21 protein-coding genes are annotated in these 22,909 nt (G+C 72.9%); 6 read left to right on the forward strand and 15 right to left on the reverse strand.

Going from position 1 to position 22,909, the window contains the following annotated elements; genetic code table 11:
* Window positions 1–8 precede the first annotated feature (8 nt).
* Complete coding sequence (locus ACIRD8_RS10635; protein WP_403988822.1) at window positions 9–2,279, reverse strand: alkaline phosphatase family protein; 2,271 nt, start codon at window positions 2,277–2,279, stop codon at window positions 9–11.
* A 102-nt stretch (window positions 2,280–2,381) separates the two neighbouring features.
* Complete coding sequence (locus ACIRD8_RS10640; protein ID WP_403988824.1) at window positions 2,382–2,798, reverse strand: hypothetical protein; 417 nt, start codon at window positions 2,796–2,798, stop codon at window positions 2,382–2,384.
* Between the two features lie 179 nt (window positions 2,799–2,977).
* On the opposite strand from ACIRD8_RS10640, the gene ACIRD8_RS10645 reads away from it, so the two are divergent.
* A complete protein-coding gene (locus ACIRD8_RS10645; protein WP_403988826.1) occupies window positions 2,978–3,754 on the forward strand; it encodes an MBL fold metallo-hydrolase in 777 nt (258 codons plus the stop codon).
* Window positions 3,751–4,371, forward strand: coding sequence for a DedA family protein (locus ACIRD8_RS10650; protein WP_403988828.1), 621 nt, complete (start codon window positions 3,751–3,753; stop codon window positions 4,369–4,371). The genes ACIRD8_RS10645 and ACIRD8_RS10650 overlap by 4 nt, the downstream gene beginning before the upstream one ends.
* Before the next feature lie 12 nt (window positions 4,372–4,383).
* Here ACIRD8_RS10650 and ACIRD8_RS10655 read toward each other — a convergent pair whose 3' ends face one another.
* From ACIRD8_RS10655 to ACIRD8_RS10670, 4 genes are all read right to left on the reverse strand, one after another.
* On the reverse strand, window positions 4,384–5,409 hold the full coding sequence (locus ACIRD8_RS10655) for an MBL fold metallo-hydrolase (protein WP_403988830.1): 1,026 nt from the start codon (window positions 5,407–5,409) through the stop codon (window positions 4,384–4,386).
* A gap of 13 nt (window positions 5,410–5,422) precedes the next feature.
* On the reverse strand, window positions 5,423–6,661 hold the full coding sequence (locus tag ACIRD8_RS10660; protein ID WP_403988832.1) for an aminotransferase class I/II-fold pyridoxal phosphate-dependent enzyme: 1,239 nt from the start codon (window positions 6,659–6,661) through the stop codon (window positions 5,423–5,425).
* A 116-nt stretch (window positions 6,662–6,777) separates the two neighbouring features.
* Entirely contained in the window at window positions 6,778–7,626 is an 849-nt protein-coding gene (locus tag ACIRD8_RS10665; protein ID WP_403988834.1) for an SMP-30/gluconolactonase/LRE family protein, read from the reverse strand.
* Window positions 7,623–8,396, reverse strand: coding sequence for an IclR family transcriptional regulator (locus ACIRD8_RS10670; RefSeq protein WP_403988836.1), 774 nt, complete (start codon window positions 8,394–8,396; stop codon window positions 7,623–7,625). The genes ACIRD8_RS10665 and ACIRD8_RS10670 overlap by 4 nt, the downstream gene beginning before the upstream one ends.
* A 214-nt stretch (window positions 8,397–8,610) precedes the next feature.
* On the opposite strand from ACIRD8_RS10670, the gene ACIRD8_RS10675 reads away from it, so the two are divergent.
* The 3 genes from ACIRD8_RS10675 to ACIRD8_RS10685 all read left to right on the forward strand — a co-directional run bounded on the left by ACIRD8_RS10675 (window position 8,611) and on the right by ACIRD8_RS10685 (window position 11,439).
* A complete protein-coding gene (locus ACIRD8_RS10675) occupies window positions 8,611–10,107 on the forward strand; it encodes a bifunctional phosphatase PAP2/diacylglycerol kinase family protein (RefSeq protein ID WP_403988838.1) in 1,497 nt (498 codons plus the stop codon).
* 99 nt (window positions 10,108–10,206) lie between these two features.
* Window positions 10,207–11,016, forward strand: coding sequence for a methyltransferase domain-containing protein (locus ACIRD8_RS10680; protein ID WP_403988840.1), 810 nt, complete (start codon window positions 10,207–10,209; stop codon window positions 11,014–11,016).
* Window positions 11,017–11,085: 69 nt separating this feature from the next.
* On the forward strand, window positions 11,086–11,439 hold the full coding sequence (locus tag ACIRD8_RS10685) for a VOC family protein (RefSeq protein WP_403988842.1): 354 nt from the start codon (window positions 11,086–11,088) through the stop codon (window positions 11,437–11,439).
* A gap of 5 nt (window positions 11,440–11,444) precedes the next feature.
* On the opposite strand, the gene ACIRD8_RS10690 is transcribed toward ACIRD8_RS10685, so the two are convergent.
* Window positions 11,445–12,350 (reverse strand): arginase family protein, encoded by a 906-nt coding sequence (locus tag ACIRD8_RS10690; RefSeq protein WP_403988844.1) that lies wholly within the window; start codon window positions 12,348–12,350, stop codon window positions 11,445–11,447.
* 72 nt (window positions 12,351–12,422) lie between these two features.
* Window positions 12,423–13,607, reverse strand: a complete 1,185-nt coding sequence (locus ACIRD8_RS10695; RefSeq protein ID WP_403988846.1) for an alcohol dehydrogenase catalytic domain-containing protein — start codon at window positions 13,605–13,607, stop codon at window positions 12,423–12,425.
* A 292-nt stretch (window positions 13,608–13,899) separates the two neighbouring features.
* On the opposite strand from ACIRD8_RS10695, the gene ACIRD8_RS10700 reads away from it, so the two are divergent.
* Window positions 13,900–14,361 (forward strand): SRPBCC family protein, encoded by a 462-nt coding sequence (locus ACIRD8_RS10700; RefSeq protein ID WP_403988848.1) that lies wholly within the window; start codon window positions 13,900–13,902, stop codon window positions 14,359–14,361.
* On the opposite strand, the gene ACIRD8_RS10705 is transcribed toward ACIRD8_RS10700, so the two are convergent.
* From ACIRD8_RS10705 to ACIRD8_RS10735, 7 genes are all read right to left on the reverse strand, one after another.
* Window positions 14,362–15,450, reverse strand: a complete 1,089-nt coding sequence (locus ACIRD8_RS10705) for a glutamate--cysteine ligase (RefSeq protein WP_403988850.1) — start codon at window positions 15,448–15,450, stop codon at window positions 14,362–14,364.
* A gap of 13 nt (window positions 15,451–15,463) precedes the next feature.
* A complete protein-coding gene (locus ACIRD8_RS10710) occupies window positions 15,464–15,694 on the reverse strand; it encodes a DUF1049 domain-containing protein (RefSeq protein WP_403988852.1) in 231 nt (76 codons plus the stop codon).
* Between the two features lie 112 nt (window positions 15,695–15,806).
* Window positions 15,807–17,594 carry a CocE/NonD family hydrolase gene (locus ACIRD8_RS10715; protein ID WP_403988854.1) on the reverse strand — a complete coding sequence of 596 codons (1,788 nt, stop codon included), beginning with the start codon at window positions 17,592–17,594 and terminating at the stop codon, window positions 15,807–15,809.
* Window positions 17,595–17,722: 128 nt separating this feature from the next.
* Window positions 17,723–18,667: an LD-carboxypeptidase gene (locus ACIRD8_RS10720; RefSeq protein ID WP_403988856.1), complete on the reverse strand. Its 945-nt coding sequence runs from the start codon at window positions 18,665–18,667 to the stop codon at window positions 17,723–17,725.
* On the reverse strand, window positions 18,664–20,664 hold the full coding sequence (locus ACIRD8_RS10725) for an LpqB family beta-propeller domain-containing protein (RefSeq protein ID WP_403988858.1): 2,001 nt from the start codon (window positions 20,662–20,664) through the stop codon (window positions 18,664–18,666). The genes ACIRD8_RS10720 and ACIRD8_RS10725 overlap by 4 nt, the downstream gene beginning before the upstream one ends.
* A 35-nt stretch (window positions 20,665–20,699) precedes the next feature.
* Window positions 20,700–22,043, reverse strand: coding sequence for a M20/M25/M40 family metallo-hydrolase (locus ACIRD8_RS10730; protein WP_403988860.1), 1,344 nt, complete (start codon window positions 22,041–22,043; stop codon window positions 20,700–20,702).
* Complete coding sequence (locus tag ACIRD8_RS10735; RefSeq protein ID WP_403988862.1) at window positions 22,036–22,869, reverse strand: M55 family metallopeptidase; 834 nt, start codon at window positions 22,867–22,869, stop codon at window positions 22,036–22,038. The genes ACIRD8_RS10730 and ACIRD8_RS10735 overlap by 8 nt, the downstream gene beginning before the upstream one ends.
* Between the last annotated feature and the right edge of the window lie 40 nt (window positions 22,870–22,909).

Genomic DNA, 22,909 nt, shown 5'->3' on the forward strand with positions numbered 1-22,909 from the left:
AGCGGCGCTCACCCGCGTGCACCCGGCACGGCGCCGCCGGGGCCGGGAACATCGGCGCGGGCCGGGACGTCGGCGGGGACGGGGACGTCGGCGCAGGCAGGGACGTCGGCTCCGGCCGGCCCCTCCGGGAACGGTTCGTCCACCCGTACCGCGCCGGTGAAGCCCTCCTGCCGCAGCGGCACCTGGGGTCCGGACAGCTCCCTCAGCCAGCGTGCCAGCACCCGGTGCACGGCTTCCGCCCCCACCGGACCGGCCGGAGGCACCTCCACCGGACCGGCCGGTGACGCCTCGTGCGGGGTGTCCGCCGCCATGGCGTCGAGCGGGTCGGTCAGCGTCCGCGGCCACAGCAGGAACGGCCGCGACTGTTCGCCGCCGAGCCCGCCGTGCGAGCCGATCTGCTCCTCGAAGGCGTGTACGCGGCCGGTCCCGGGGTCGTACATCGAATTGACCATGACGTCCGCGACGTGCGGGAAGCCGTCGGTCCGCCGCACCGCGTCCGCGGCACCGGCCCCGAAGACGGCCATCGGCCCTTCCCCGTCCGTCAGCTCCGCCAGCGGCGTCTCCGCCCCTCCCGGCCCGAGGACCACCGAGCCGTGCTTCTGGCTCCGTACGAGCAGGAAGCCGATCCCGGGGTGGGCGGCGAGCGTGCCGAGCAGGGCGGGGTAGCGCCGGTCGAGCTGTTCGCGCGAGGCCCGCCCCTCGATGTCCGGGAACGACAGCAGCCCGAGGTTCCCGGAGGCCAGCACCACCGGGTCGGAGGCTTTGGCCGGGTGCTCCGCCTCCGACTCCCCGACGACGGGCCTGTGCAGCGCGATGCGCACGGCGTCGCGGGCCTCCGAGGCGCTGCGGGTGCGCTGCGCCCGGCGGGGCACGGGGAGCCCGCAGCCGGCCCGTACGAGGTCCTTGAGCGTGAGGCCGTACCGCCCGGCGAAGGTCTCCCCCGGGCTCTGGCCGTGGTCGGAGAGCAGCACGATCCGGTAGGCGCGCGGGGTGTGGTCGGCGACCTTCAGGATGAGGCCCAGCGAGCGGTCGAGCCGTGTCAGGACCTTCTCCGCGTCCCTGCTGTGCGGCCCGGAGTGGTGGGCGACCTCGTCGTAGGCGACGAGGTCGGCGTAGACCGCGGTGCGTCCCGCGAACATGTCGCCGATCACCGCGGAGACCACCACATCGCGTTCGACGACGGTCGCGAAGGCCCGGATGAAGGGGTACAGCCCGCCGCGCTTGACCCTCGGTGACTCCTTCCGCACCCGGGCCCGGACGGACTGGCCCATCTCACGGCCCACCTCGGCGACGAAGGAGAGGGCCGTGCGGACCGCGTTGGCCGGGTCCGAGAAGTACGCGAAGTAGCCGGCGCGCGAGCGGCGTCCCTTCCCGCGCCGGGCGGCCATCGACAGGACCAGGGCGAGCTGGTCCGCGCCGCCGCTGAAGAGGTTGCCCCGGCTCGCGCCGTCGACGGTGAGGAGGCCGCCGTCATGGGTGCGGGCGATGGCCCTGCGCTGGAGTTCGAGGGCGCTCGCCGGTCTGCTGGAGACCATGACGGTGCCGGTCTCCTTCTCGAACCAGCGGAAGGCCGGGACGTCGTGGTTGCTGCCGTGCAGGATGCCGAGCTGGCTGGCGCCGGTCTGGCTGGACCAGTCCGTGGTCCACGGGGTGAGCCGGTGGCCCGCCTCGTCGGCGAGCAGGCCGGCCACGGTCGGCATGAGGCCGTCGGCCGCCGCCTGTTCGAGTACGTCGTGGCCCACACCGTCGAGCTGGAGGAACACGATCCCGGGCGGGCCGGCGCGGCCCCTGTCCGCGGTCTGCGGCGTCCCGCTGCGTCTGCGGCGCCGGTCGGCGAGGCGGGAGAGTCTTCGCCGGTAGGCGTCGTCGTCTCGGACCGCGAGCGCCGTGGAGGTCGCGGAGGCGACGGCCGACATGACAGCCGCCACGACGACGGCGGTCTCCGGGTTGGCGTCCCCGCGCCCGTCCGGGATGAGCCGCAGGGCGATGAGCAGCAGCGAACCGTTGAGGAAGAAGACGAGGGCGCCCAGCACCAGGGCGGGCACGATGAGCAGTGCCCTGACGAGGACGGGCCACACCAGGGCGGACAGCAGACCGAAGGCGCCCGCGCCCCAGGCCGCGGTGAAGGCGGTCCTGGTGACGGTGTCGCCGTCGTCGGCCTGGAGCTGGAAGTCGGGCAGGATCCCCGCCAGCGCCAGCAGGGTGAGCGTGGAGACGGCCCACACCGAGATCACGCGTATGAGGGTTCCCCCCGCCTTGCGCCATCGCCCGTCGTTCACGCCGTTCCACCTCACGTCCGGGCCCGGTGTCCGTCATGGGCCCGCATCCAGCCTGTCATAGCCTTTTCGGGCTCCTCCCCGGCCCCGGGGTCTCTCCGGGGATCAGCAGCCGTCGTATCCTGCGGTCGGCATGGAGAGCCTGCGGTGGACGCTGGCCTTGGTGCGCGCGGTGTAGAGGGGCTCCTCCAGGCCGGCGAACTCCAGCCGTAGGCCACGGCGCGAGCACTCCGCGGCGAAATCCGGGACCGAGACGACCGCGCGCGCGAGCACCCGGTCGTTGGGCGCCACGAACAGCTCGACCCGCTCGTCCTCGACTCCGGCCCACAGGGCGTGGTGGTCGGGGCGGAGCCCGTAGACACGGAGCTGGCGGGTGACGACGTATCCCTGGTCGGCGGCCCAGCGCGCGCACATGGCGTGCTGGCTGCGGGTGTCGACGAGGAACGGGTCGCCGTCGAGCTCTTCCAGCGGTGTGAGACTGGCGATGGCCGCCACCCGTACGTCTGCGCCGACGTCGCCCATGAACGGATCCCCCCGCACTCGGATGCTGACGACGACCCTACCCCTGCGGTAGCCCTCCGTAGTCGTCCGAAGCCGTTCCGGTACGGGCGTGAAGGAGCACTCCGGCGTGGGAAGGGCGCGGACCGCATACCCTCGTACGGGAACGGTGATGACGGGGGCGCGTACGAGGAGGCAGGGCGGTGGAGGTCACCTGGTGGGGTCATGCCACCTGCACGATCGAGGACACCGGGGTCCGGGTGCTGACCGACCCTCTGTTCGCTCGCCGCTTCGCGCATCTGCGCCGGCGCCGGGGCGAGGTACCGCCGCCGGAGGCCGCGGTCGCCGACGCGGTCCTGATCTCCCACCTGCACTCCGACCATCTGCATCTCCCCTCCCTGGCCCGTCTCGCCCCCGGCAGCCTGCTGATCGTGCCCCGTGGCGCCGTGGGGGCCGTCCCTGGCCTCCGGCTGCTGCGCCGGGCGCGCGGGCTGCGGATCGCCGAGGTCGCCCCGGGGGACGTGGTGCGGGTCGGCGAGGTCCTGGTCCGCGCGGTCCCGGCCCTGCACGACGGTCGCCGGCTGCCGGTGGGCCCGCGCCGGGTGCCCGCTCTCGGATACGTCGTCGAGGGCGAGGCCCGCACCTACTTCGCCGGGGACACCGGGCTCTTCGAGGGCATGGCCGATGCCGTGGGGCCGGTGGACGTGGCGCTGCTCCCGGTCGGCGGCTGGGGGCCCAACCTGGGCCACCACCATCTGGACGCGGCCCGCGCCGCGCAGGTGCTGACGCTGCTGGAGCCGCGGTCCGCGGTGCCGGTGCACTACGGCACGTACTGGCCGATCGGGATGGACGGGGTCAAGCCGCACGAGTTCCATGCGCCGGGGGACGAGTTCGTCCGGCAGGCGGCGCGGGTGGCACCGGAGGTGGCGGTGCACCGGCTGGGGCACGGCGAGCATGTGAGGCCGGAGGCCCGTAGGTGATAGAGGAAGTGCTGGGGCAGCTGCCGACGGAGTCGACGCAGCAGGCCGTCGGCTACCCGACGTTGTTCCTGCTCGTGGCGCTGGGGTCCCTGGTGCCCGTGGTGCCGACGGGGGCGCTGGTGAGTACGGCGGCCGTGGTGACGTTGCACCAGACGTCACCGTTCGCCCTGCTCATCGTGTTCGCCGTGGCATCGGCCGCGGCGTTCCTCGGGGACATCTGCCTGTACTGGCTGGGGCAGCGCGGGGTGCGGTCCAAGAACGGTTCGAAGTGGCTGGAGGCGATCACCAGCAGGGCCGCTCCGGAGCGGCTGGAGCAGGCGCAGCGGAAGCTCGACGAGCACGACACGATGGTGCTGGTGCTGTCCCGGCTGGTACCGGCCGGGCGGATACCGGTGATGCTGGCCTGTCTGCTCGGCGAGATGCCGCTGCGGCAGTTCGCCCGTGGTGATGTGCCCGCGTGTCTGGCCTGGGCGGCGACGTACCAGCTGATCGGGATCCTGGGCGGTTCGCTGTTCCCCGAGCCGTGGGAGGGCGTGCTCGCGGCGGTAGTCCTGACGCTGCTGATCAGCGGGACGCCCGCGCTCTGGCGGCGGGTACGGGCGCGCATGGCCGGCTGAAGCGGTCACCGGTCAGGCTTCCATGACGCGTGAGGCGCCGACCGGCAGGTCCCAGAGGTCGGCGCGCGGGTACCCGGCCCGCTGCCAGGCCGTACGGAGCCGGGTCAGCGGTTCGAGCACGGGTTCGGCGGAGAGCAGGAACGTCGCCCAGTGCATGGGGGCCATCGCCCGGGCCCCGAGGTCCCCGTACGCCTGCACGGCCTCTTCGGGGTCGGTGTGTACGTCCGAGAGCCACCAGCGCGGTTCGTACGCCCCGATCGGCAGGATGGCCAGGTCCAGGCCGGGGTAGCGGCGGCCGATCTCCTTGAACCAGTGGCCGTAGCCGGTGTCCCCCGCGAAGTAGAGCTGTCGTCCCTGCGCGTCGCCGAGGACCCAGCCGCCCCACAGGGACCGGCAGGTGTCCAGGAGGGTGCGCTTGGACCAGTGGTGGGAGGGCACGAAGTCGAAGCGGACGCCGCCAAGCTCCACGGATTCCCACCAGTCGAGCTCGGTGACACAGGTGAAGCGACGGCGCCGGCACCAGCGGCCGAGACCGGCGGGGACGAGCAGCGGGGTGTCCCTGGGGAGCCTGCGGAGGGTGGGGGCGTCCAGATGGTCGTAGTGGTTGTGGCTGATGAGGACCGCGTCGACGGGTGGCAGCGCCTCCCAGGGGACGCCGACGGGGGTGATCCTGGCGGGGGTGCCCAGGATGCGCCGCGACCAGACGGGGTCGGTGAGGACGGTGAGTCCGCCGATGCGGACGATCCAGCTGGCGTGCCCGGCCCAGGTCACGGCCGTGGTGTCCGTGTCCGTGACGGGCAGGGGCTGGGGGGCGTACGGCAGCCGGTGGATGCCCCGGAGCCCCTCGGCGTTGGGGCGCAGCGAGCGCTCCCTGGCCAGACGGGTCATGCCCCTGACACCCGGCAGCGGCGCGGTGAGCCGGTCGGCGAAACTGCGGGGCCAGCTCCGGAGCTCGCCGAGGGGGCGAGGAGCGGCGACGGCGGGGCCTGCGGGCGCGCGGCCGGCTCCGGCGAACGGACGCTCGGTCTGTTCCGTCATCGAGAGGCTCCTGTCATCGGAGTTCATCGAGGGCTGCTGCGAAAATGCTGAGTGCTCGGGCGACATGGGGCAATTTCAAGGGCTCCACCGCAGTGAGGGACTCCGTCTGCTGCTCCGGGGTTGAGCCGAGCAGCGGTCCGGTGCTCAGCCGCACCCGCAGCGCCCCCAGTTCGTCCCCGAAGCGGTGGCCGCCGGGAGCGGGGGCGCCGAGACGTTCCGTCAGGTACTCCTCCAGTTCCATGGAGTCCGTGACCCCCCGGGCCGCCAGCCGGGTGCGCAGCGGTCCGAGATCGGCGTAGAGATGGCGGCCGGCCTGCGGCGGCCTCGCCAGGGCCCCGACGGTGAGTACCGCGCGGTGGGCGGCGGAGGCGACGTGGGCCTGGAGGTGCGCCGCCTGCCGGATCCTCTCCCTGACGGCCTCGGGCTCGCCCAAGGCGTGGGCGGCGGCCCTGGCGACCGGCTCCGCGACGAGGGCGCCGAGCGCGGTGAGGATGTCTAGGACCCTGGCGCGGCGCGCGGCGGCGCGTGCCGTGGCCGGGAACCGTGCGACGGCGACCGGCCAGGCTGACGGGGTGAGGGCTCCGGCCAGGTCGGACAGGACCGTGACGTCGTCGGGGCACATCTCGGCAGGGCTGAGGAGGACGGTGTCCTGGGGCCGGTGCAGGGTGTCGCGCCAGGTCTCGTCGCTGACGATGTGCAGCCCCTCGGAGACGGCGGCCTCGCACGCCTCGCGGACCAGTTCCGGCGGCGCGAGCGTCGCGGTGGGGTCGTCGACGACGGAGATCAGGAGCAGCCGGGGCCTGCCGCCCTCGGCCCGCACCCTGCGCACGGTCTCCAGCAGGGCGTACGGGTCGGGGATGCCGCCGCACTCCGCGGGCGTCGGCACGTGGTAGGCGGGCCGGCCCAGCAGCCGCGCCTGCGGCATCCAGGTGGCGGGGCAGGGCCGGGGCATGAGCACGTCGCCGCGGTGCGCGGCGATCAGCGCGAGCAGGAGGGGCTGGGCGCCCGGGGCCGCGGCGATGCTCCCGGGCCCGCCGTGCAGTCCCCGCCGCTCCCAGTAGGCGCAGGCCGCCTCCCGCAGGATCGTTCCGCCACCGGGCGGCTCGGGGCGGGTCCGTGCGGCCGACGCGGCCAGTACGCCGGCGAGCTCGGGCAGCACGGGGAGGCCTGGGTCGGGGGCGGGCGGCCCGTACCGGACGGGGCCGTGGTCCTCCTGGGGAGTACGGCGCCGCGTCCGCTCGCTCGGGTGCATCCCGGGCCTCCCTCCGCCTGCGTCGCCCTCAGGCCCTTTATACGGAGGTTCCCCGGGGTCCGCCCCCGCACCGGTTCAGGAAGGTGCCGGAAATACGCACCCCGGCCCCCGCCCGCTCATCCGGCGAACGGTGCCCCCGGCAGGCCCTGCCCCGCGTCCGGCAGCACGAGCAGGGAGCCCGACAGCGGATGGGGGGCGTCCAGGCCCGTCCGGGCGGTGGACACGTACAGGTCGCGGAAGCCGGGCCCGCCGAACGCGCACGCCGTGGGGCGCCGGACCGGCAGGTCCACGACCCGGTCCAGCCGGCCGTCGGGGGTGTGCCGGCGGATCGCGGCGCCGTCCCAGAAGGCGACCCAGACGCAGCCGTCGGCGTCCACCGTCAGCCCGTCGGGCCATCCGGAGCCCTGCTCGACGGTGGCGAAGGTGCGCCGGTTCAGGACGTGCTCGCCGTCCACGTCGAAGACGTCGATCCGCCGTGCGGGGGTGTCTATGTAGTACATGAGCCGGCCGTCCGGGCTCCAGCCCGTGCCGTTGCTGACCGTCACGGCGTCCAGGACGCGGCTCACCGTGCCGTCCGGGGCGATCCGGGACAGGGTGCCGCCCCCCTCGGCCTCGTCGTAGCGCATGGTGCCCGCCCAGAGCGCGCCGTCCGGTGCGACGGCCGCGTCGTTGCCCCGCCGGCCGGGGACCGGGTCGTGGACCAGCCAGGAGAAGGCGCCGTCGGCGTCGTACAGCCCCACGCCGTCCCGCAGGACGGCCACGAGGCCGCCGCCGGCCCGGGGTTTGGCCGCACCGACGTGCTGGCCGGTGGCCATGACCGTACGACGGCCGGTCGACGGGTCGTAGGTGTGGACGCGGGCCGAGAGGATGTCGACCCAGATCAGCCGCCCGGTGGCCGGGTCCCAGGTGGGGCCTTCGCCCAGCTCGGCCCGCTCCCGCACGGCCACCTCCAGGGCCGGCCTCATATCTGGGGCCTGTGGTGTCCGAGCCGGCCCGACAGCGCGTCGGCGCCGCCCGCGGCGAGCTGTGCGAGTTCGGCCTCGCGCTCCTCGGTCCAGCGGATCATCGGCACCGAGATCGAGAGCGCGGCGACGACGCGTCCGGACCGGTCCCGGACGGGCGCGGCGACGCAGCTCACATCCGGGTTCGACTCCCGGTGCTCCACCGCGATGCCCCGCTTGCGGACGACGGCGAGCGCGGCCCGCAGTTCCGTGGCGTCGGTGAGGCTGTTGTCGGTCATGGCGATGAGCTCACGTCCGTCGAGGCGGTTGTCGAGCTCCGCCTCCGGGAGCGCGGCGAGCAGCAGCTTGCCGACGGAGGTGCAGTGGGCGGGCAGCTTCCGGCCCGCGGCGGAGACCATGCGGACGGCATGGGTGGAGTCCACCTTGGCGATGTAGATGACCTCCGTGTCCTCCAGGATGGCCACGTGGACGGTCTCGCCGCACGTCTCGGCGACCTCACGGGCCACCTGCTGTCCCTCGGCCGCGAGGTCGAGCTTCTCGGCGTAGCGGCTGCCGAGCTGGTACGTGCGCACGCCCAGCCGGTAGCGGCCCGGCTGCTCCGGGACCGTCACCAGGTAGGAACGCGCGGCAAGCGTGGTGAGCAGTTCGTGCACCGTGGTCCTCGGCAGTTGGAGCTTCCGCGTGACCTCAGGGGCGGAGAGGGTCCCCTCGCCCTGGAGGAAGAGCTCGAGAACATCCAGCGCCCTGGTCACCGCAGGGACGAGTCGTCCCATGATCGCCCGCCAATCTCGTTCGACACTCCGGTCAATGACCGGAATCACGAACGCAGGCTAACGGCAGGGAACTTGTCCGGGCAACGCCCTCGGCGCGACGGAGCGGGCGGGACGGGGGCAATTCACCACATCCATCCGATTCCGCCGGGATTCGGTGGAGCGCGCCGTGCGCGCCTCCTGGTTCACGGCCCGGTCGCAGGGTATTCGCTGTCCCATGTCGACAACGAGCAGTCTCCCTTCTCCCGGACGCTGGCGGGACTGGTTCCACCAGCGCGATCTCGCCGCGTTCCAGCGCGTGGCCGAAAGACACTGGCCCGGCGCCGAGCACGTCCTGCCACGGTTGAGCCGCAGCGCCAATCACGGGCTGCTGTGGTTCGGGGCCGCCGCGGGCATGGCGGCGCTGGGCTCCAGTGCGCGGTCCCGCAGGGCGGCGCTGCGCGGGGTCGCCTCACTGGCGGTCGCCTCGGCCGCGATCAACACCGTGGGCAAGGGAGCGGTGCGCCGGGAGCGCCCGATAGTGGATCTGGTTCCGGTCATCAGGCAGCTGAAGCGGCAGCCGTTCACCACGTCCTTCCCGTCGGGGCACGCGGCCTCCGCTGCGGCCTTCGCGACCGGCGTCACCCTGGAGTCGAAGGGCTGGGGCGCGGTCGTCGCCCCGGTGGCGTTGGCGGTGGCCGCCTCCCGCGTCTACACCGGGGTCCACTACCCGAGCGATGTGGTGGCCGGTGCGGCGCTCGGCATAGGGGCCGCGTTCGCACTGCGCGGCGTCGTGCCGACCCGTGGACAGCTCCCCGCGCCGGGCCGGCCGCCGGCCGAGGCCCCGGCGCTGCCCGCCGGCCAGGACCTGGTGGTGGTCGTCAACCGGGAGTCCGGCTCCGCGACGGCGGCGGCGACCGTGATCCGCGACGCGCTGCCGCTCGCGGAGACGATCGAGTGCGCGCCCGCAGATCTGCCGGGCTGCCTGGAGAAGGCGGCACGGCAGGGCAAGGCCCTGGGGGTCTGCGGGGGCGACGGGACGGTCAACATGGCGGCGGCCGTGGCGGCGACGCACAGCCTGCCGCTCGCCGTGTTCCCCGGCGGCACCCTCAACCACTTCGCGTACGACCTCGGCATCGAGACCGTGCACGACACGGTGACGGCGCTCACCACCGGCGACGCGGTCCGCGTCGACCTGGGCCGCTTCCGGCCGGGACCGCAGGGGCCCGGCGGGGCGCACGGGTACTTCCTCAACGCCTTCAGCCTGGGGGTGTATCCGGAGCTCGTGCGCACCCGGGAGCACTGGTCACCCCGGATCGGCGGCTGGCCCGCAGGTGTGCTCGCGGCCTTCGAGGCACTGCGCGGTTCACGGCCCCTGACCGCGGAACTCCAGGGGAAGCGGCGGCCGTTGTGGCTACTCTTCGTGGGCAACGGACTGTTCCAGCGGGTGGGGCCTGCGCCGGGCCGCCGCCACAACCTCGCGGACGGCCTGCTGGACGTACGCGTGGTGCACGGCGGCCGCACCCCCGGGCTCCGACTGCTGGCCGCGGCGGTCGCGGGACCGCTGAGCCGGTCCCCCGTCCACGCGGCGGTGCGGCGTCGCAGGGTGCGGATCGCCGGGCTCGCGCCGGGGACTCCGTACGCCTACGACGGTGAAGTGGCCCACTCCGGAACGGAGTTGCTGATCGACAAGCTGCCCGAGGCACTGACGGTGTACTGCCCGATGCCGATCTGACGGCGACCACATAATGAGATGCCTATCTCAGAATCCGACATCGCGGCGTACCGTCGTTCTCATCGCCTGCGACTGAGGTCCGAGAGAGGACGTACGGCCATGCCGAAGGAAACCGCTGTCTACACCCACGGCCACCACGAGTCGGTGCTGCGTTCGCACCAGTGGCGGACCGCCGCCAATTCGGCGGCCTACCTGATCGGTGAACTCCGCCCGGGCCAGGCGGTTCTGGACGTGGGCTGCGGGCCGGGCACCATCACCGCGGACATCGCGGAACTGGTGGCGCCCGGCCGGGTGACCGGGGTCGACGCAAGCGGCGACGTCCTGGAGCGCGCGGCGGAGAACGCGGCCGGACGCGGTCTGGAGAACGTGGAGTTCGCCACCGCGGATGTCCACTCCTTGGACTTCCCCGACGACTCCTTCGACGTGGTCCACGCCCATCAGGTGCTCCAGCACGTCAGCGATCCGGTGCGGGCGCTGCGCGAGATGCGCCGGGTCTGCCGGCCGGGCGGCGTCGTCGCGGCCCGCGACAGCGACTACGCGGCCATGACCTGGTACCCGGAGGTGCCCGGGATGCATGAGTGGCAGGAGCTGTACGGCCGGGTGGCCCGGGCCAACGGCGGCGAGCCCGACGCCGGACGCCGGCTGCTGTCCTGGGCGCGGCAGGCGGGCTTCACCGACATCACACCGACCGCCGCGGCCTGGTGCTTCGCGACCCCGGAGAACCGCGCCTGGTGGAGCGGTCTGTGGGCGGACCGCACGACCGCGTCGGTGTACGCCGAGCTGGCCGTGGACGGCGGGCACGCGACCGCCGGACAGCTGACGGCGGTCGCGGAGGCCTGGCACACGTGGGGCGCGGAGCCCGACGCCTGGTTCATGGTGCCCCACGGCGAGGTGCTCTGCCGGGTGTGACCGGGTGTGTTCGGGGGCGGGGCGGGGAACCGATCACATGCGGCGGGGTCGGCAACTACCCTCGTGGGCATGGAGATCCTGGGAACCACGCTGCGTATCTGTGTCGACGACCTGGAGGCCGCGGTGGCCTTCTACGAGGGCCTGACCAGCACTCCGGCACAGCGCTTCGAGCGCGGCGGGGTCTCGGTGGCCGCGATCGGCTGCTTCCTGCTGATGAGTGGCCCCGAGTCGCAGCTGGAGGTGCTGCGCAAGGTGTCCGCGACCATCGCGGTCAAGGACGTCGACGAGGCGCACGCGGCGCTGACGCGGGTGGGCGCGAAGGTCATCGCGGGCCCGGTGCCCACCCCCGCCGGCCGCAACCTCATCGCCCTGCACCCGGACGGCTCGGTCTTCGAGTACGTCGACCGGAACGTGCCGGCCTGACGTGCTCAGCCGGTGGGCTCCTCGGCGAAGGCGTCGACGACCAGGTCGGTGAGCAGTGCGCCGGCCGTGCCGTCGGGGTCCAGGTCAGGGTCGTAGATCGTGACGTTGAGCCCCACGCAGCGCGGTGAGCGGACGAGCGTGCGCAGCAGCGGGGCGAGTTCACCGGGGAACAGGCCGCCCTCGTCCGGGCTGTCGACGGCGGGCATCACGCTCGGGTCGAGCGCATCGGCGTCGAGATGGACCCAGAAGCCGTCGAGTTCGGGGACCTCCAGGGACTGCACCACGGCGCGGGCGAGGACGGCAGGACCCCACTCCCTGATCTCCCCCACCGTCGCGTTGGAGATCTTCAGCGCGGCCATCTCGGCGCGGTCCTCGTCCTGGTCACGCATGCCGAAGAGCCGGATGTCCTCGTCCCTCAGATAAGGCCCCAGCCCTTCCAGATCGGTGAGATCCGCCTGCCCGCGGCCGGTGGAGAGGGCCAGCTCCTCGCCGCCCGCCGCGCCGATCCGGTCGCTGTTGCCCGGGTGCCGGAAGTCCGCCGATCCGTCGATCGCGGCGAGTCCGTACCGGCCGATCCGGCGCAGTGCGAGGGTGGCGCCGAGCTGGATGGAGCAGTCGCCGCCGAGGACGACCGGGAATTCGCCGGCCCTGACGTGTCCCTCGATCCGGTCGGCGAGGGTGCGGGTGTAGCGGGCGATGGCCGCGGCGTTGAAGATCCCGTCGCCCTCCTGCCAGTCGCCGCGGTCGTAGCGGGGCGGTACGACGACACCGCCCTCCAGCGCTCCGAGCCGCTGCACGATGCGCTGCTCGCGGAGCACGCCGGCCAGCTTGTAGCAGCCCGGTACGGTGCCGGGGGCGGGGGGCCGCAGCCCGAGATTCGAGGGGGCGTCGAGGACCACACGTGTGCGCATGCGGCCCATCTTCGCCGCCCCGGAGGCCGGTTGTCTCCGTCATGCGCCGAAGACGGCTGCCGCAGTGAGGGGTTACGGCCTGAGCAGGGTCTTCACCATGCCGTCCGCCTTCTCCTGGAAGGTCTCGTACGCCTTCGGCCCGTCGGCCAGCGGCAGATGGTGGGTGGCGAAGCCGTCCACACCGAGCGGATCGTCGTCGACGAGCAGCGGCAGGATGTCCGGCACCCAGTTCCTGACGTTGGCCTGCCCCATCCGCAGCTGTAGCTGCTTGTCGAACATCTTGAGCAGGGGCAGCGGGTCCACCGCGCCGCCGTAGACGCCGGAGACGGACACGGTGCCTCCCCGGCGCACCAGGTCGATCGCGGCGAGCAGCGCGCCGAGACGGTCGATGCCCGCACGCTCCATGAGCACGCGCGCCGCGGGGTCGGGCAGCAGGCCGACGGCCCACTGTCCCGCCCTGGCCACGGGCGCTCCGTGCGCCTCCATGCCGACGGCGTCGATGACCGCGTCGGTGCCGCGGCCGTCGGTGAGGTCGCGTACGGCGTTCCCCAGGTTCTTGCCGTACTCCCGCAGGTCCAGCGTCTTCACGCCCCGTGCGGAGGCCCGGTACAGGCGGTCGGAGACCAGGTCCACGCCGATGACCTGACCGGCTCCGCGGTGCAGGGCGATCCGTGCCGCCATGTCGCCGATCGGCCCGAGCCCCAGGACGGTGAGGCTGCCGCCGGGTGGGACGGCGGCGTACTCCACGGCCTGCCAGGCGGTCGGCAGGACGTCCGACAGATAGACGAACCGGTCGTCGGGCGGGCCGTCGGGGACCTTGACCGGCAGGGTGTTGCCGAAGGGGACCCGCAGCAGCTCGGCCTGCCCGCCGGGCACCTGCCCGTACAGCTTGGTGTAGCCGAACAGGGCGGCGCCGCTCCCGAACTCCCGGACCTGTGTGGTCTCGCACTGCGACTGGAGTCCCTGGTCGCACATGAAGCAGTCGCCGCAGGAGACGTTGAACGGGACCACCACGCGGTCCCCTCGCTTGACGGCGGTCACGTCGCGGCCGGTCTCCTCCACCACGCCCATCGGCTCGTGCCCGAGGATGTCACCCGGTTCGAGGTAGGGGCCGAGCACCTCGTACAGGTGCAGGTCCGATCCGCAGATTCCGCTGGAGGTGATCCGGACGATGATGTCCGTCGGATCCTTGATCACCGGGTCGGGGACCGTCTCCACTCGGACATCCCGCCGCCCTTGCCAGGTCAGTGCGCGCATGTGCCTCTCCTCACTCGTCCGAGTGGGTTCGACTGCAGGTTGCCCATCCGTTCTACCGCCCGCCCGCGTGTGCCGTGAACAGGAACTCCGCGCGGAGCACCGGGCTCCCGGGTCATGGGGGCGCGACGGCCCGCCGATCGGACGGACCGGCCCGGTTGGGCCGTTCGGGTGACGCCCCGGCGGCCTGCCCACGGGCTCGCCGTACGCGTGGCGGCTCGGGGCGTCACGCGTAGCATGGCTGGTGACTCCGCCGCCGTACCCACCCGCCCGCCGCCCGTGTGTGGAGGCGTCCATGGCCATTCGCCACCAGCTGATCCATCACCCGCCCTCGGCTCTGTGGTCGGTGCTGGAGCAACCGGAGCAGTACGGGAAATGGGTGGTGGGAACACATGACTCCCGCCTCCTGGAGGGGCGGTGGCCCGAGGTCGGCTCCTCCATCGAGTACACCCTGCGCCTGGGGCCCAAGGACTTCCGTGGCCGTACGACCGTGCGCCGTCTGGAACGGCCGAGGGCCCTCGAACTGGAGGTGTACAGCGGCTTCCTGGGCACCGCACGCATCGCGTTCGACATCCGCCCCTGGGGTGACGAGACGCTGGTGCTGATCGACGAGCACCCGCTGCAGGGGCTCGGCGGCACCTTGCACAACGTCGCCCTGGAGGCGGTGCTGCAGCTCAGGCACCGCACCATGCTGGGGCGGCTGGCGGCGGTCGTGGACGCGGAGGCCGGCGGCAGGGGCGCACCGTCGCGGCGGTAGTCATCCCCGGGTCCTGGCCACGCACTCGGTGACCACGGTACGGAGACTGTCCGAGCCCGCGAGCAGCTCCCGCTGGGTCCGGGCCCCGGTCCCCCGCCTCAGCACGGCGCGCAGCGCCTTCTCCGCCGGGGCGAGGTCCCCGCTGTCCTCCAGTGCGTCGCCCACGTGGGTGAGCAGGGCGCGGACGACGTCCTCGGCGGGCTCGGGGTTCAGGGTGAGCGGATGGAGCAGCCGGCCCGCCACGCCCGCGCGGGCGGCCTGCCAGGCGGCCGTGCGCAGCACGCTCACGGGCACCGGGTCCGGCGGTCCGCCGGCCCGCCAGGCGCGTGCGGCCGTCTCGACGAGACCGCGCGCGAGCGTGGCGAGCAGCACGGGGTCCGCCGGATCCAGGCACACGTCCGCGACCCTGAACTCCACGGTGGGGTAGCGGTGCGAGAGCCGTGCGTCGAAGTAGATCATTCCCTCGTCGCGCAGGACCCCTGTGCCGATCAGCGTCCGTACCTGCTCGTGGTAGCGGTCCGCGGAGCCGAACAGTTCCACCGGGCCCGCCGACGGCCAGCGGCCCCACACCCTGCTGCGGTAGCTGTCGTACGAGGTGTCCCGTCCCTGCCAGAAGGGGGAGTTCGCGCTCAGCGCGAGCAGGACCGGGAGCCAGGGCCGCACCCGGTCCAGCACGGCGACGCCCTCCTCGTCCGAGTCCACCGATACGTGCACATGGCAGCCGCAGGTCAGCTGCTCCTGTGCGGTCAGACCGAAGCGCTCCCCCAGCCAGCGGTACCGTTCGCTCTCTCCGATGGAGGGGCTGACCGGCAGCGGTGAGGTCGCCAGGGCCGCGACGGCCGCGCCCGCCTCGGCCGCACTGCGGGCCGCCTCCGCGCGCCATCGGCGGATCTCCTCCGCCAGGTCCGCCATCACGCCGCGCGGCTCGGTGGCGAACTCGACCTGCTGGTCGTGCAGTTCGGACTCGAATACGGAGTCTCCCTCGGCGCGGCGTTCCGCGAGGGCCAGCACCGCTGTAGACAGCGCCCGGGGCTCCCCGCTCTCCGCGTCGACGAGCAAGAGCTCTTCCTCGACACCGACGGTCCGCACGCTCCCCGCCCCGTTACTTGGGGGCGCGCCTGCGGAACAGATAGGCGCCACAGAGCAGACCCGCCAGGAAGACCCCCAGCAGCGCCGCCCAGAGCGGCATCGTCACCTTGGGGATGATCACCCGGATCGTGACCTCGTCGGTGTTCACACAGATGAAGACGATCGCCAGCACCGCCAGTAGGGTGACGGCGATCCGGGCGGGTGTGAAGGCGCTCGTGCCGCTGGATACGTCCTTGGGGCTCATGAGCGGCCCTTTCGCTGGTCCTGGTGGAGGGCCGGGAACGGCGGTCCCCGGACCCCAGGATCTCTCGGTCCCGGGTCCGGGGAGGTGTGGAGCAGGGCCGTACGGGTGACGGTCAGCCGATCACAGGGAGCTCCAGGACGCCGGTGTCCTGCGGGGCGCTGACCACGGTGACCGGCTTGACGCCGCGGTTGCCGAAGTACGCCGTGTCGCTCGCGGCGATCACGAACCGCAGTCGGTGCCCGGCCTCGTACCGGTGCACGATGCCCGGCAGCTCGACGGTGAAGGGGCGGGTGACATCGGGGACGCGCACCGGGGCGACCAGGCGGTTCACCAGCTTCTGGGTCCCGTCGGGCGCCACGTCGTACACCTTCGCGAACAGGGCCAGCTTGTCCGCGGCGTCACCGCTGTTCTGGACCCGTTCCGTCTTCGGGGAGACGACCTTCAGGGTGGCCTTCGGTGCGCCGACGACGTCGACCGGCGCGGTCAGCGGGGCGCTGGTCCAGCCGAGGTAGGTGCCCTTGGTGTCGTACGGCTTCGGGTCGGGCAGCCCGATGAGTCCGGCGAGGGAGCTCTCGGAGTGGCTGCTCGGCAGGAGCCAGTTGGTGTACTGACGGCTGCCGCGGGTGACCTTCGAGCGGCTGTCCACCAGGGCGCCGTCGCCGGAGAGGTACATGGTGCGGGAGAGGGCGGGCACGGCGGCCGCGGTGCCGTAACCGCTGGCCCAGTCCCGGTAGTAGGCGAACTCGGGGCCGGTCGCGGTGCTCTCGTCGTGGTGGAGGTAGCGGTCGAACCAGGCGAGGATGCGCTGTCCGACGTAGCTGGTCTCCAGATCGCCCGTGGACAGGTCGAGTTCACCGGGCACCTGGCCGCCGCTGTGGCCCCAGGCCTGCCAGATCATCTTCGTCGTGGTGCCCTGGGCCTCCAGCGCCCGGTAGGTGGCGGTGGCCTCGTTGAGGTTGAACAGGCTGTCGGCCTGGCCCTGGACGAGCAGCGTGGGCGCGGTGACGCCGGACAGGTAGGAGGCCGGTGAGACGCTCCGCGCGTACGTCAGCATCTGCTGGGTCGCGGCGGCCGGGTAGCGGCCGGAGTTCAGCAGGCGGATGGTGTCGCACGCCTGCGCGGCGAAGTGCAGGCAGCGGAGGCTGCCGAAGCGCGAGGGGTCGAGGCTCGGTACCAGCAGGGGCTGGGCCTCGCCCATCAGGTAGAAGCCGTTGGTCCACTGCCACTTGAAGACACCGGGCGTGTCGGACGAGACGCCGGCGGCTGCTCCGGCGGCGTTGGGGGCGAGCGAGTACGCCAGGTCGTTCCAGGTGATCAGCGGAACGAGCGCGTCCACCCGGTGGTCGGTGGATGCGGTCGCCAGCTGGATGGCTCCGCCGTACGAGCCGCCGATCATGCCGACCACCGGGTCGCCCGGTGCGTCGGTGGTGACGTAGTCGGCCTCGGTGCCGTCGTCGGCCGCGCGTGTCCCGGCGAGGAAGTCGACGAGCCCGGAGGCCGCCTTGCCGTCGATCGCGGGGTCGTCGAGCGTGATGAGGCAGCCGGACTTGCCGAAGCCCAGGCCCGAGTAGACGAGTCCGACGTAGCCGCGCTCGGCGAAGGCCTTCCCGATGACATCGGTGGAGCCGTCGGACTTGCTGCCGCCGAAGCCGTTGGTGGCGAGGACGGCCGGGGCCGGGTGCTGTGCGTCGACACCGGCCGGCCGGTACAGATCGGCGTCGACCGTGCAGGACCGGTCGCCGGCCCGCACGGTGAACTCCAGTGCGGTGACGGTGTACCGGTCGGCGGCCGACGCCGGAGGGGCACCGGTCAGAGCGAGCGGGGCGAGCAGCGCCGCCCCGGCGAGCAAGGTGAGCGGACGGCGGAATCTGGGCACAGCACGCGACACATGGACCTCCACACCGAGGACTCATTACCGACCGGTAAGTACCGGGCCCGCCCCATGCTGTGACACAGCTCATACCGATGTCAACGTACGGGAACGGAGTTTCACGGCGGCGCGCGACCGCGCCCTGCCGTGAAGGACCGTCAGACCAGCGCCGGGACCTGGGAGGTGAGCGTGCACCGGCCGCCGTCGGCCGGAGCGTCCAGCACCGCCGGCACGCCGAGCGGAACCGTCAGGGCCGTGGGGCCGTGGCCGAAGCCCAGCTCCTCGACCACCGGGACCCCGAGACCTCCGAGCCGGTCGGCGAGCACGGCCCGCACCCCTTCGTAGGGTCCGCAGGCCTCCCAGGAGCCGCACACCACCCCGGATATCCCGTCGAGGGCGCCGATGCGCAGCAGCCGGGTGAGTACGCCGTCGAGCCGGTACGGCTCCTCCCCGGTGTCCTCGATCACCAGCAGCCCGCCCCGGACCGAGGTCCGGGCCCGCGGGGTGCCCGCGTCGGCGGCGAGGAGACTCGCGCAGCCGCCGTAGGTGATCCCCCGGGCCGTGCCGGGGACCAGCGCGGCCGCCGCTTCCAGCCCGAGGGTCCGCACCGACTCCGGCTCGAACAGGGTGGACCGCAGGGCCTGCCGGGTGGCCTCGTCCTTCAGGAAGACCTCGGTGGCGACCATCGGGCCGTGCAGCGTGGAGAACCCTGCCCGCAGGGCGAAGGCCTCGTGCAGCACGGTGATGTCGCTGTAGCCGACGAACACCTTGGGCCCGGCCGCCCGGATCGCGGGCCAGTCGAGGAGATCGACCATGCGGTGGGCGCCGTACCCTCCCCTGGCGCACAGCACGGCATCCACGGACGGGTCGCACCAGGCCTCCTGGAGATCCCGGGCGCGGTGCTCGTCCGTGCCCGCGAGGTGGTCCAGTTCCGGATGCGTGTCGAGCACGTGGGGGGCGACGACGGGGTCGAGGTCCCAGCCGCGCAGCAGGTCGAGGCCGCGCTCCAGCCGGTCGGCGGGCACCGGTCCGCTGGGGGCGACGACCGCGACCCTGGCGCCGGGCCGCAGCCGGGCCGGGCGGGCGAGTGGTTCCAGGGTCACTTCTTCAGCTCCAGCCGCGGCACGTCGGGACGGTCGATGCCGAACGTCTGTGCGTACAGGGAGAGTTCGGCCTCCAGCGCGCGCCGCACGGTGTCGGCACGCCGGAAGCCGTGGCCCTCCCCCTCGAACGTGAGGTAGGCGTGCGGGATCCCGCGCCCCTCGGTGGCTTCGAGGAACCGCTCGCACTGGACGGGCGGGCAGATCGGGTCGTCGAGCCCCTGGAGCAGCACGAACGGGGCGGTGAGCCCGTCCGTGTGGTGGACGGGCGAGCGCTCCCGGTAGCGTTCGGGCACCTCGGCGTACGGGCCCACGAGCGATTCCAGGTACTGCGACTCGAAGTCGTGGGTCTCGCCGGTCGCCCAGCCCTCCAGGTCGAGGATCGGGTAGCTGATCGCTCCGCAGGCGTACACGTCAGTCTGCGTGAGGGAGGCGGCGGTGGTCCAGCCACCGGCGCTGCCGCCCCGGATCGCCAGCCGGTCCCGGTCGGCCGAGCCCTCCTCGGCCAGCCCCAGGGCGACGGCGGCGCAGTCCTCCACGTCGACGACGCCCCACTGTTCGCGGAGCCGTTCACGGTAGGCGCGGCCGTAGCCGGTCGAGCCGCCGTAGTTCACCTCCGCGACGCCGATGCCCCGGGAGGTGAAGTAGGCGATCTCCAGGTCGAGTACGAGCGGGGCGCGGCCGGTGGGGCCGCCGTGCGCCCAGATGACGTAGGGCGGCAGCTCACCGTCGGGACCGGTGCGGTCGGGGTGGCGCGGCGGGTACACATGGGCGTGGATCTCGCGGCCCGCCGGTCCGGTGAAGGTGCGGATCTGCGGTTCGGGGTGGTAGGCGGGGTCGACCGCGTCCTGGTGCGGGACGCCGATCGTCCGGGTGTGCCCCGTGGCGGTGTCCAGCTCCACCACCTCGTACGACGTGTGGGGGCTCGCCGCGATACCGATGACCCGGGTGTCCTGCACGGTGAGCGTCTCCGCCCACGCGGTCCAGGGGCCCACGGCGTCGAAGAGTTCACCGGTCTCGGGGTCGAGCACGCCGAGCGCGGTGGTGCCCCGGCCGTGGATGACGGCGATCAGCCCGTTGTCCAGGAGCTGGAACCAGCGCAGGCCGATCTTCCACAGCGGCCCGCCGAACTCCTCGCTCCGCCCGGCACAGAGGCGGCTGCTGGGCACGACCGCACCGGCGACGGCGTCGGGCCTGAGCCGCTGGAGCTCCCACCAGCCTCCGACGTCCGAGACGAAGACCAGCGATCCGTCCCGGTCCCACTCCACCTGGACGACCGACTCGTCGATGTCACCGACCAGGGGCCGGATCCCGGTGAATTCGCCGTCCGCCGTGACCTCGGCCATCTTCACGACGGTGCCGTCCCACGGCATCCGCGGATGGTCCCAGGCGATCCAGGCGGCCCTCAGGCCGTCGTGCGAGAGCCTTGGCCCGGTGACGAACCGGTCCCCGTCGTCGGTGAGTTCGCGTACGGCGCCGCGGTCGTCGGCGGCCGATCCGTCCAGCGGTACGGCCGCGATCACGCGCCGCACATCGGTGGGCGACTCGCCGGTGAACTCCTCCATCACGCACCACACTTCACCGTGTCCGAGGTGCAACTGGGGGTCCACCCAGCGCAGTCCACCGCCGAGGCCCGACACCGGGGTGAGCGGCCACGGTTCGTCGGGCCCGTCCGGCGCGTAGGCGTACAGACGCTGGTCGGGGAAGTGGACGAAGACGACCAGGGGTCCGCCCTCCGCACGTGCCGCACCGGCCCATGGCACCCCGCCGTACTCGATGACGCGGCTGCGGGGGTTCCACGGTTCGGGAAGCACCGACCGGGTCGATCCGTCGGCCCTCCGGCGCAGGAGGGCACGGCGTCCGCCCTCGGCCGGGCGCGGTTCCGTCCACCACACCTCGTCGCCGACGGTGCCGACGTACTCCGGCCGGCCGTCGTGCGACGCGGTCAGCGCCGCGTCGATCGGTGACGGCCAGGTGCCGTACGCCGCTGTGGACGCCATGGTCGGTTCCCCCTCTTCGGTCGGGCGGTCGGGTGTCAGGCGGTGCGCAGGAAGTGGTCCAGGACCCGGACGCCGAAGTGCAGGGCGTCGACGGGGACCCGCTCGTCGACGCCGTGGAACAGCGCCTGGTAGTCGAAACCGACGGGCAGCTTCAGCGGGGAGTAGCCGTACCCGGTGATGCCGAGGCGCGAGAACTGCTTGGCGTCGGTGCCGCCCGACATGCAGTACGGGACGACGTGGGCGTCCGGGTCGAACAGCTCGATGGCCGCGCGCATCTTCGCGTACGTCGGTGAGTCGACCGGGGCTTCGAGGGCGATTTCGCGGTGGTCGAACTCCCAGTCGACGCCGGGGCCGGTCAGCCGGTCCATCGTCTCGCGGAACTCGTCCTCGCCGCCGGGCACCATGCGTCCGTCGATCCGGGCGGTGGCGTGGCCCGGGATCACGTTGACCTTGTAACCCGCCTCCAGCATCGTCGGGTTGGTGCTGTTGCGCACGGTCGGCTCGATCAGCGCGGCTGCCGGGCCCAGCTTGCCGAGCAGCTCGTCCACGTCGAATCCGGGGGCGTCGGGGTCGACGCGGATGTGGTGGAGTGCGGCGATCTCGACGAGCGCGGCGCGGACGGTCGGGGTCAGCCGTACCGGCCACCGGTGCTCGCCGATCCGGGCGACGGCGGCGGCCAGCCTGCTGACGGCGTTGGCCCTGTTGACCTTGGATCCGTGGCCGGCCTTGCCCTCGGCGGTCAGCTTCAGCCAGCCCGTCCCGCGCTCCCCCGCCGCGATGGGGTAGAGCGACATGCCGGGCCCGGCGTGGAAGGTGAAGGCCCCGGACTCGCTGACGCCCTCCGTGCAGCCCTCGAAGAGCTCGGGGTGCCGGTCGGCGAGGAAACCGGCGCCGTCCCGCGCGCTGGCCTCCTCGTCCGCGGTGTAGGCGATGACGATGTCACGGCGCGGGCGCACACCCGCGCGCGCCCAGGCCCGCACCACGGCGAGGACCATCGCGTCCATGTTCTTCATGTCGATGGCCCCGCGCCCCCAGACGACGCCGTCGCGCACCTCCCCGGAGAAGGGGTGCACGCTCCAGTCGGCGGCCTCGGCGGGCACCACGTCGAGGTGACCGTGCACGAGGAGGGCGTCGGCCGACGGGTCGGTGCCCTCGATCCGGGCGACCACGTTCGTCCGTCCCGGTGTGCGCTCCAGGAGGGCCGGTTCGAGCCCGGCGTCGGCCAGCCGCTCGGCGACGTACTCGGCGGCCGGGCGCTCCCGGCAGCTGCCGTCGCCGCGGTTGGTGGTGTCGATCCGGATCAGTTCGGAGGTGAACGTCACCGACTCCTCGAGCGCGCGCTCGTCGACCGCTCCGGTGGGGTTGCCCGCCTCAGCCATACTGCTCCTCCACAGCGGCCGACACGATCGTCGTCACCGCCTTGAATGTGCGAATGCCTTCGTACATCGTCCCGCTGGTATAGACGACGCGCCGCTCGCCGCTGGGCGCCACGCCGGGGACCACGGTCGCGGCGGCCGCGAGGTGGTCCGCGTCGAACTCCAGCTCCACCGTGCAGGAGCCGATCGTCACGGGTGTGTGGCGCACGGCGAGCGCCGTCGCGCCCGCGGCGGCCGCCCTGATGTCGGCGGCGGTACGGGCCGGGGTCCGGCACACGGCGGCGTAGCGCGAGACGTGGTCCTTCACCGCCACCGTACGTGCCCCGGGGGCGTAGCCCTTCGCGTCCTCACAGGTCAGGTCGTCGCCGGTGACCAGGATGACGGGAACTCCGTACTCCGCCGCGACATGGGCGTTGAGCAGGCCCTCACTGGCGCGGACCCCGTTCAGCCAGACGCCGGTGATGGAGTTGGCGAGGTAGGTGTGGGCGAGCACGCCCTCCGTGCCGGCGCCCGTGTGGTAGCCGATGAACGCGACAGCGTCGACGTCGCCGTGCTGGATGCCCTCGACCATGGAGAGGGACTTGTGCTTGCCGGTGAGCATCTGGACGCGCTCGTCGAGCCGCTCCAGGAGCAGGTTGCGCATGGTCCAGTGGGCCTCGTTGACGAGGACCTCGTCGGCGCCTCCGTCGTAGAAGCCGAGAGCCGCGGCGTTCACGTCGGAGGTGAAGAACGCGCGGCACCGCTCCCACTGCGGGGTGCCGGGCAGCACATCGGCCGGCCAGGTCACCCCGGTGGCGCCCTCCATGTCGGCGCTGACGAGGATCTTCACGTTCACCGCTCCCTTTCGCGCAGGTCAACCGGTCGGGCCG

It is taken from the genome of Streptomyces sp. NPDC102451, assembly GCF_044765485.1.
In the GTDB taxonomy this organism is placed as follows: domain Bacteria; phylum Actinomycetota; class Actinomycetes; order Streptomycetales; family Streptomycetaceae; genus Streptomyces.

What these genes read in the sequence shown, in the direction of transcription:
- ACIRD8_RS10660 (WP_403988832.1), bottom strand. Translation starts at nt 6,661, where the DNA reads ATGCACCCGAGCGAGCGGACGCGGCGCCGTACTCCCCAGGAGGACCAC.
- ACIRD8_RS10655 (WP_403988830.1), bottom strand. Translation starts at nt 5,409, where the DNA reads ATGACGGAACAGACCGAGCGTCCGTTCGCCGGAGCCGGCCGCGCGCCC.
- ACIRD8_RS10695 (WP_403988846.1), bottom strand. Translation starts at nt 13,607, where the DNA reads ATGCGCGCACTGACCTGGCAAGGGCGGCGGGATGTCCGAGTGGAGACG.
- ACIRD8_RS10670 (WP_403988836.1), bottom strand. Translation starts at nt 8,396, where the DNA reads ATGGGACGACTCGTCCCTGCGGTGACCAGGGCGCTGGATGTTCTCGAG.
- ACIRD8_RS10675 (WP_403988838.1), top strand. Translation starts at nt 8,611, where the DNA reads ATGTCGACAACGAGCAGTCTCCCTTCTCCCGGACGCTGGCGGGACTGG.
- ACIRD8_RS10730 (WP_403988860.1), bottom strand. Translation starts at nt 22,043, where the DNA reads ATGGCTGAGGCGGGCAACCCCACCGGAGCGGTCGACGAGCGCGCGCTC.
- ACIRD8_RS10700 (WP_403988848.1), top strand. Translation starts at nt 13,900, where the DNA reads ATGGCCATTCGCCACCAGCTGATCCATCACCCGCCCTCGGCTCTGTGG.
- ACIRD8_RS10665 (WP_403988834.1), bottom strand. Translation starts at nt 7,626, where the DNA reads ATGAGGCCGGCCCTGGAGGTGGCCGTGCGGGAGCGGGCCGAGCTGGGC.
- ACIRD8_RS10685 (WP_403988842.1), top strand. Translation starts at nt 11,086, where the DNA reads ATGGAGATCCTGGGAACCACGCTGCGTATCTGTGTCGACGACCTGGAG.
- ACIRD8_RS10710 (WP_403988852.1), bottom strand. Translation starts at nt 15,694, where the DNA reads ATGAGCCCCAAGGACGTATCCAGCGGCACGAGCGCCTTCACACCCGCC.
- ACIRD8_RS10725 (WP_403988858.1), bottom strand. Translation starts at nt 20,664, where the DNA reads ATGGCGTCCACAGCGGCGTACGGCACCTGGCCGTCACCGATCGACGCG.
- ACIRD8_RS10690 (WP_403988844.1), bottom strand. Translation starts at nt 12,350, where the DNA reads ATGCGCACACGTGTGGTCCTCGACGCCCCCTCGAATCTCGGGCTGCGG.
- ACIRD8_RS10680 (WP_403988840.1), top strand. Translation starts at nt 10,207, where the DNA reads ATGCCGAAGGAAACCGCTGTCTACACCCACGGCCACCACGAGTCGGTG.
- ACIRD8_RS10640 (WP_403988824.1), bottom strand. Translation starts at nt 2,798, where the DNA reads ATGGGCGACGTCGGCGCAGACGTACGGGTGGCGGCCATCGCCAGTCTC.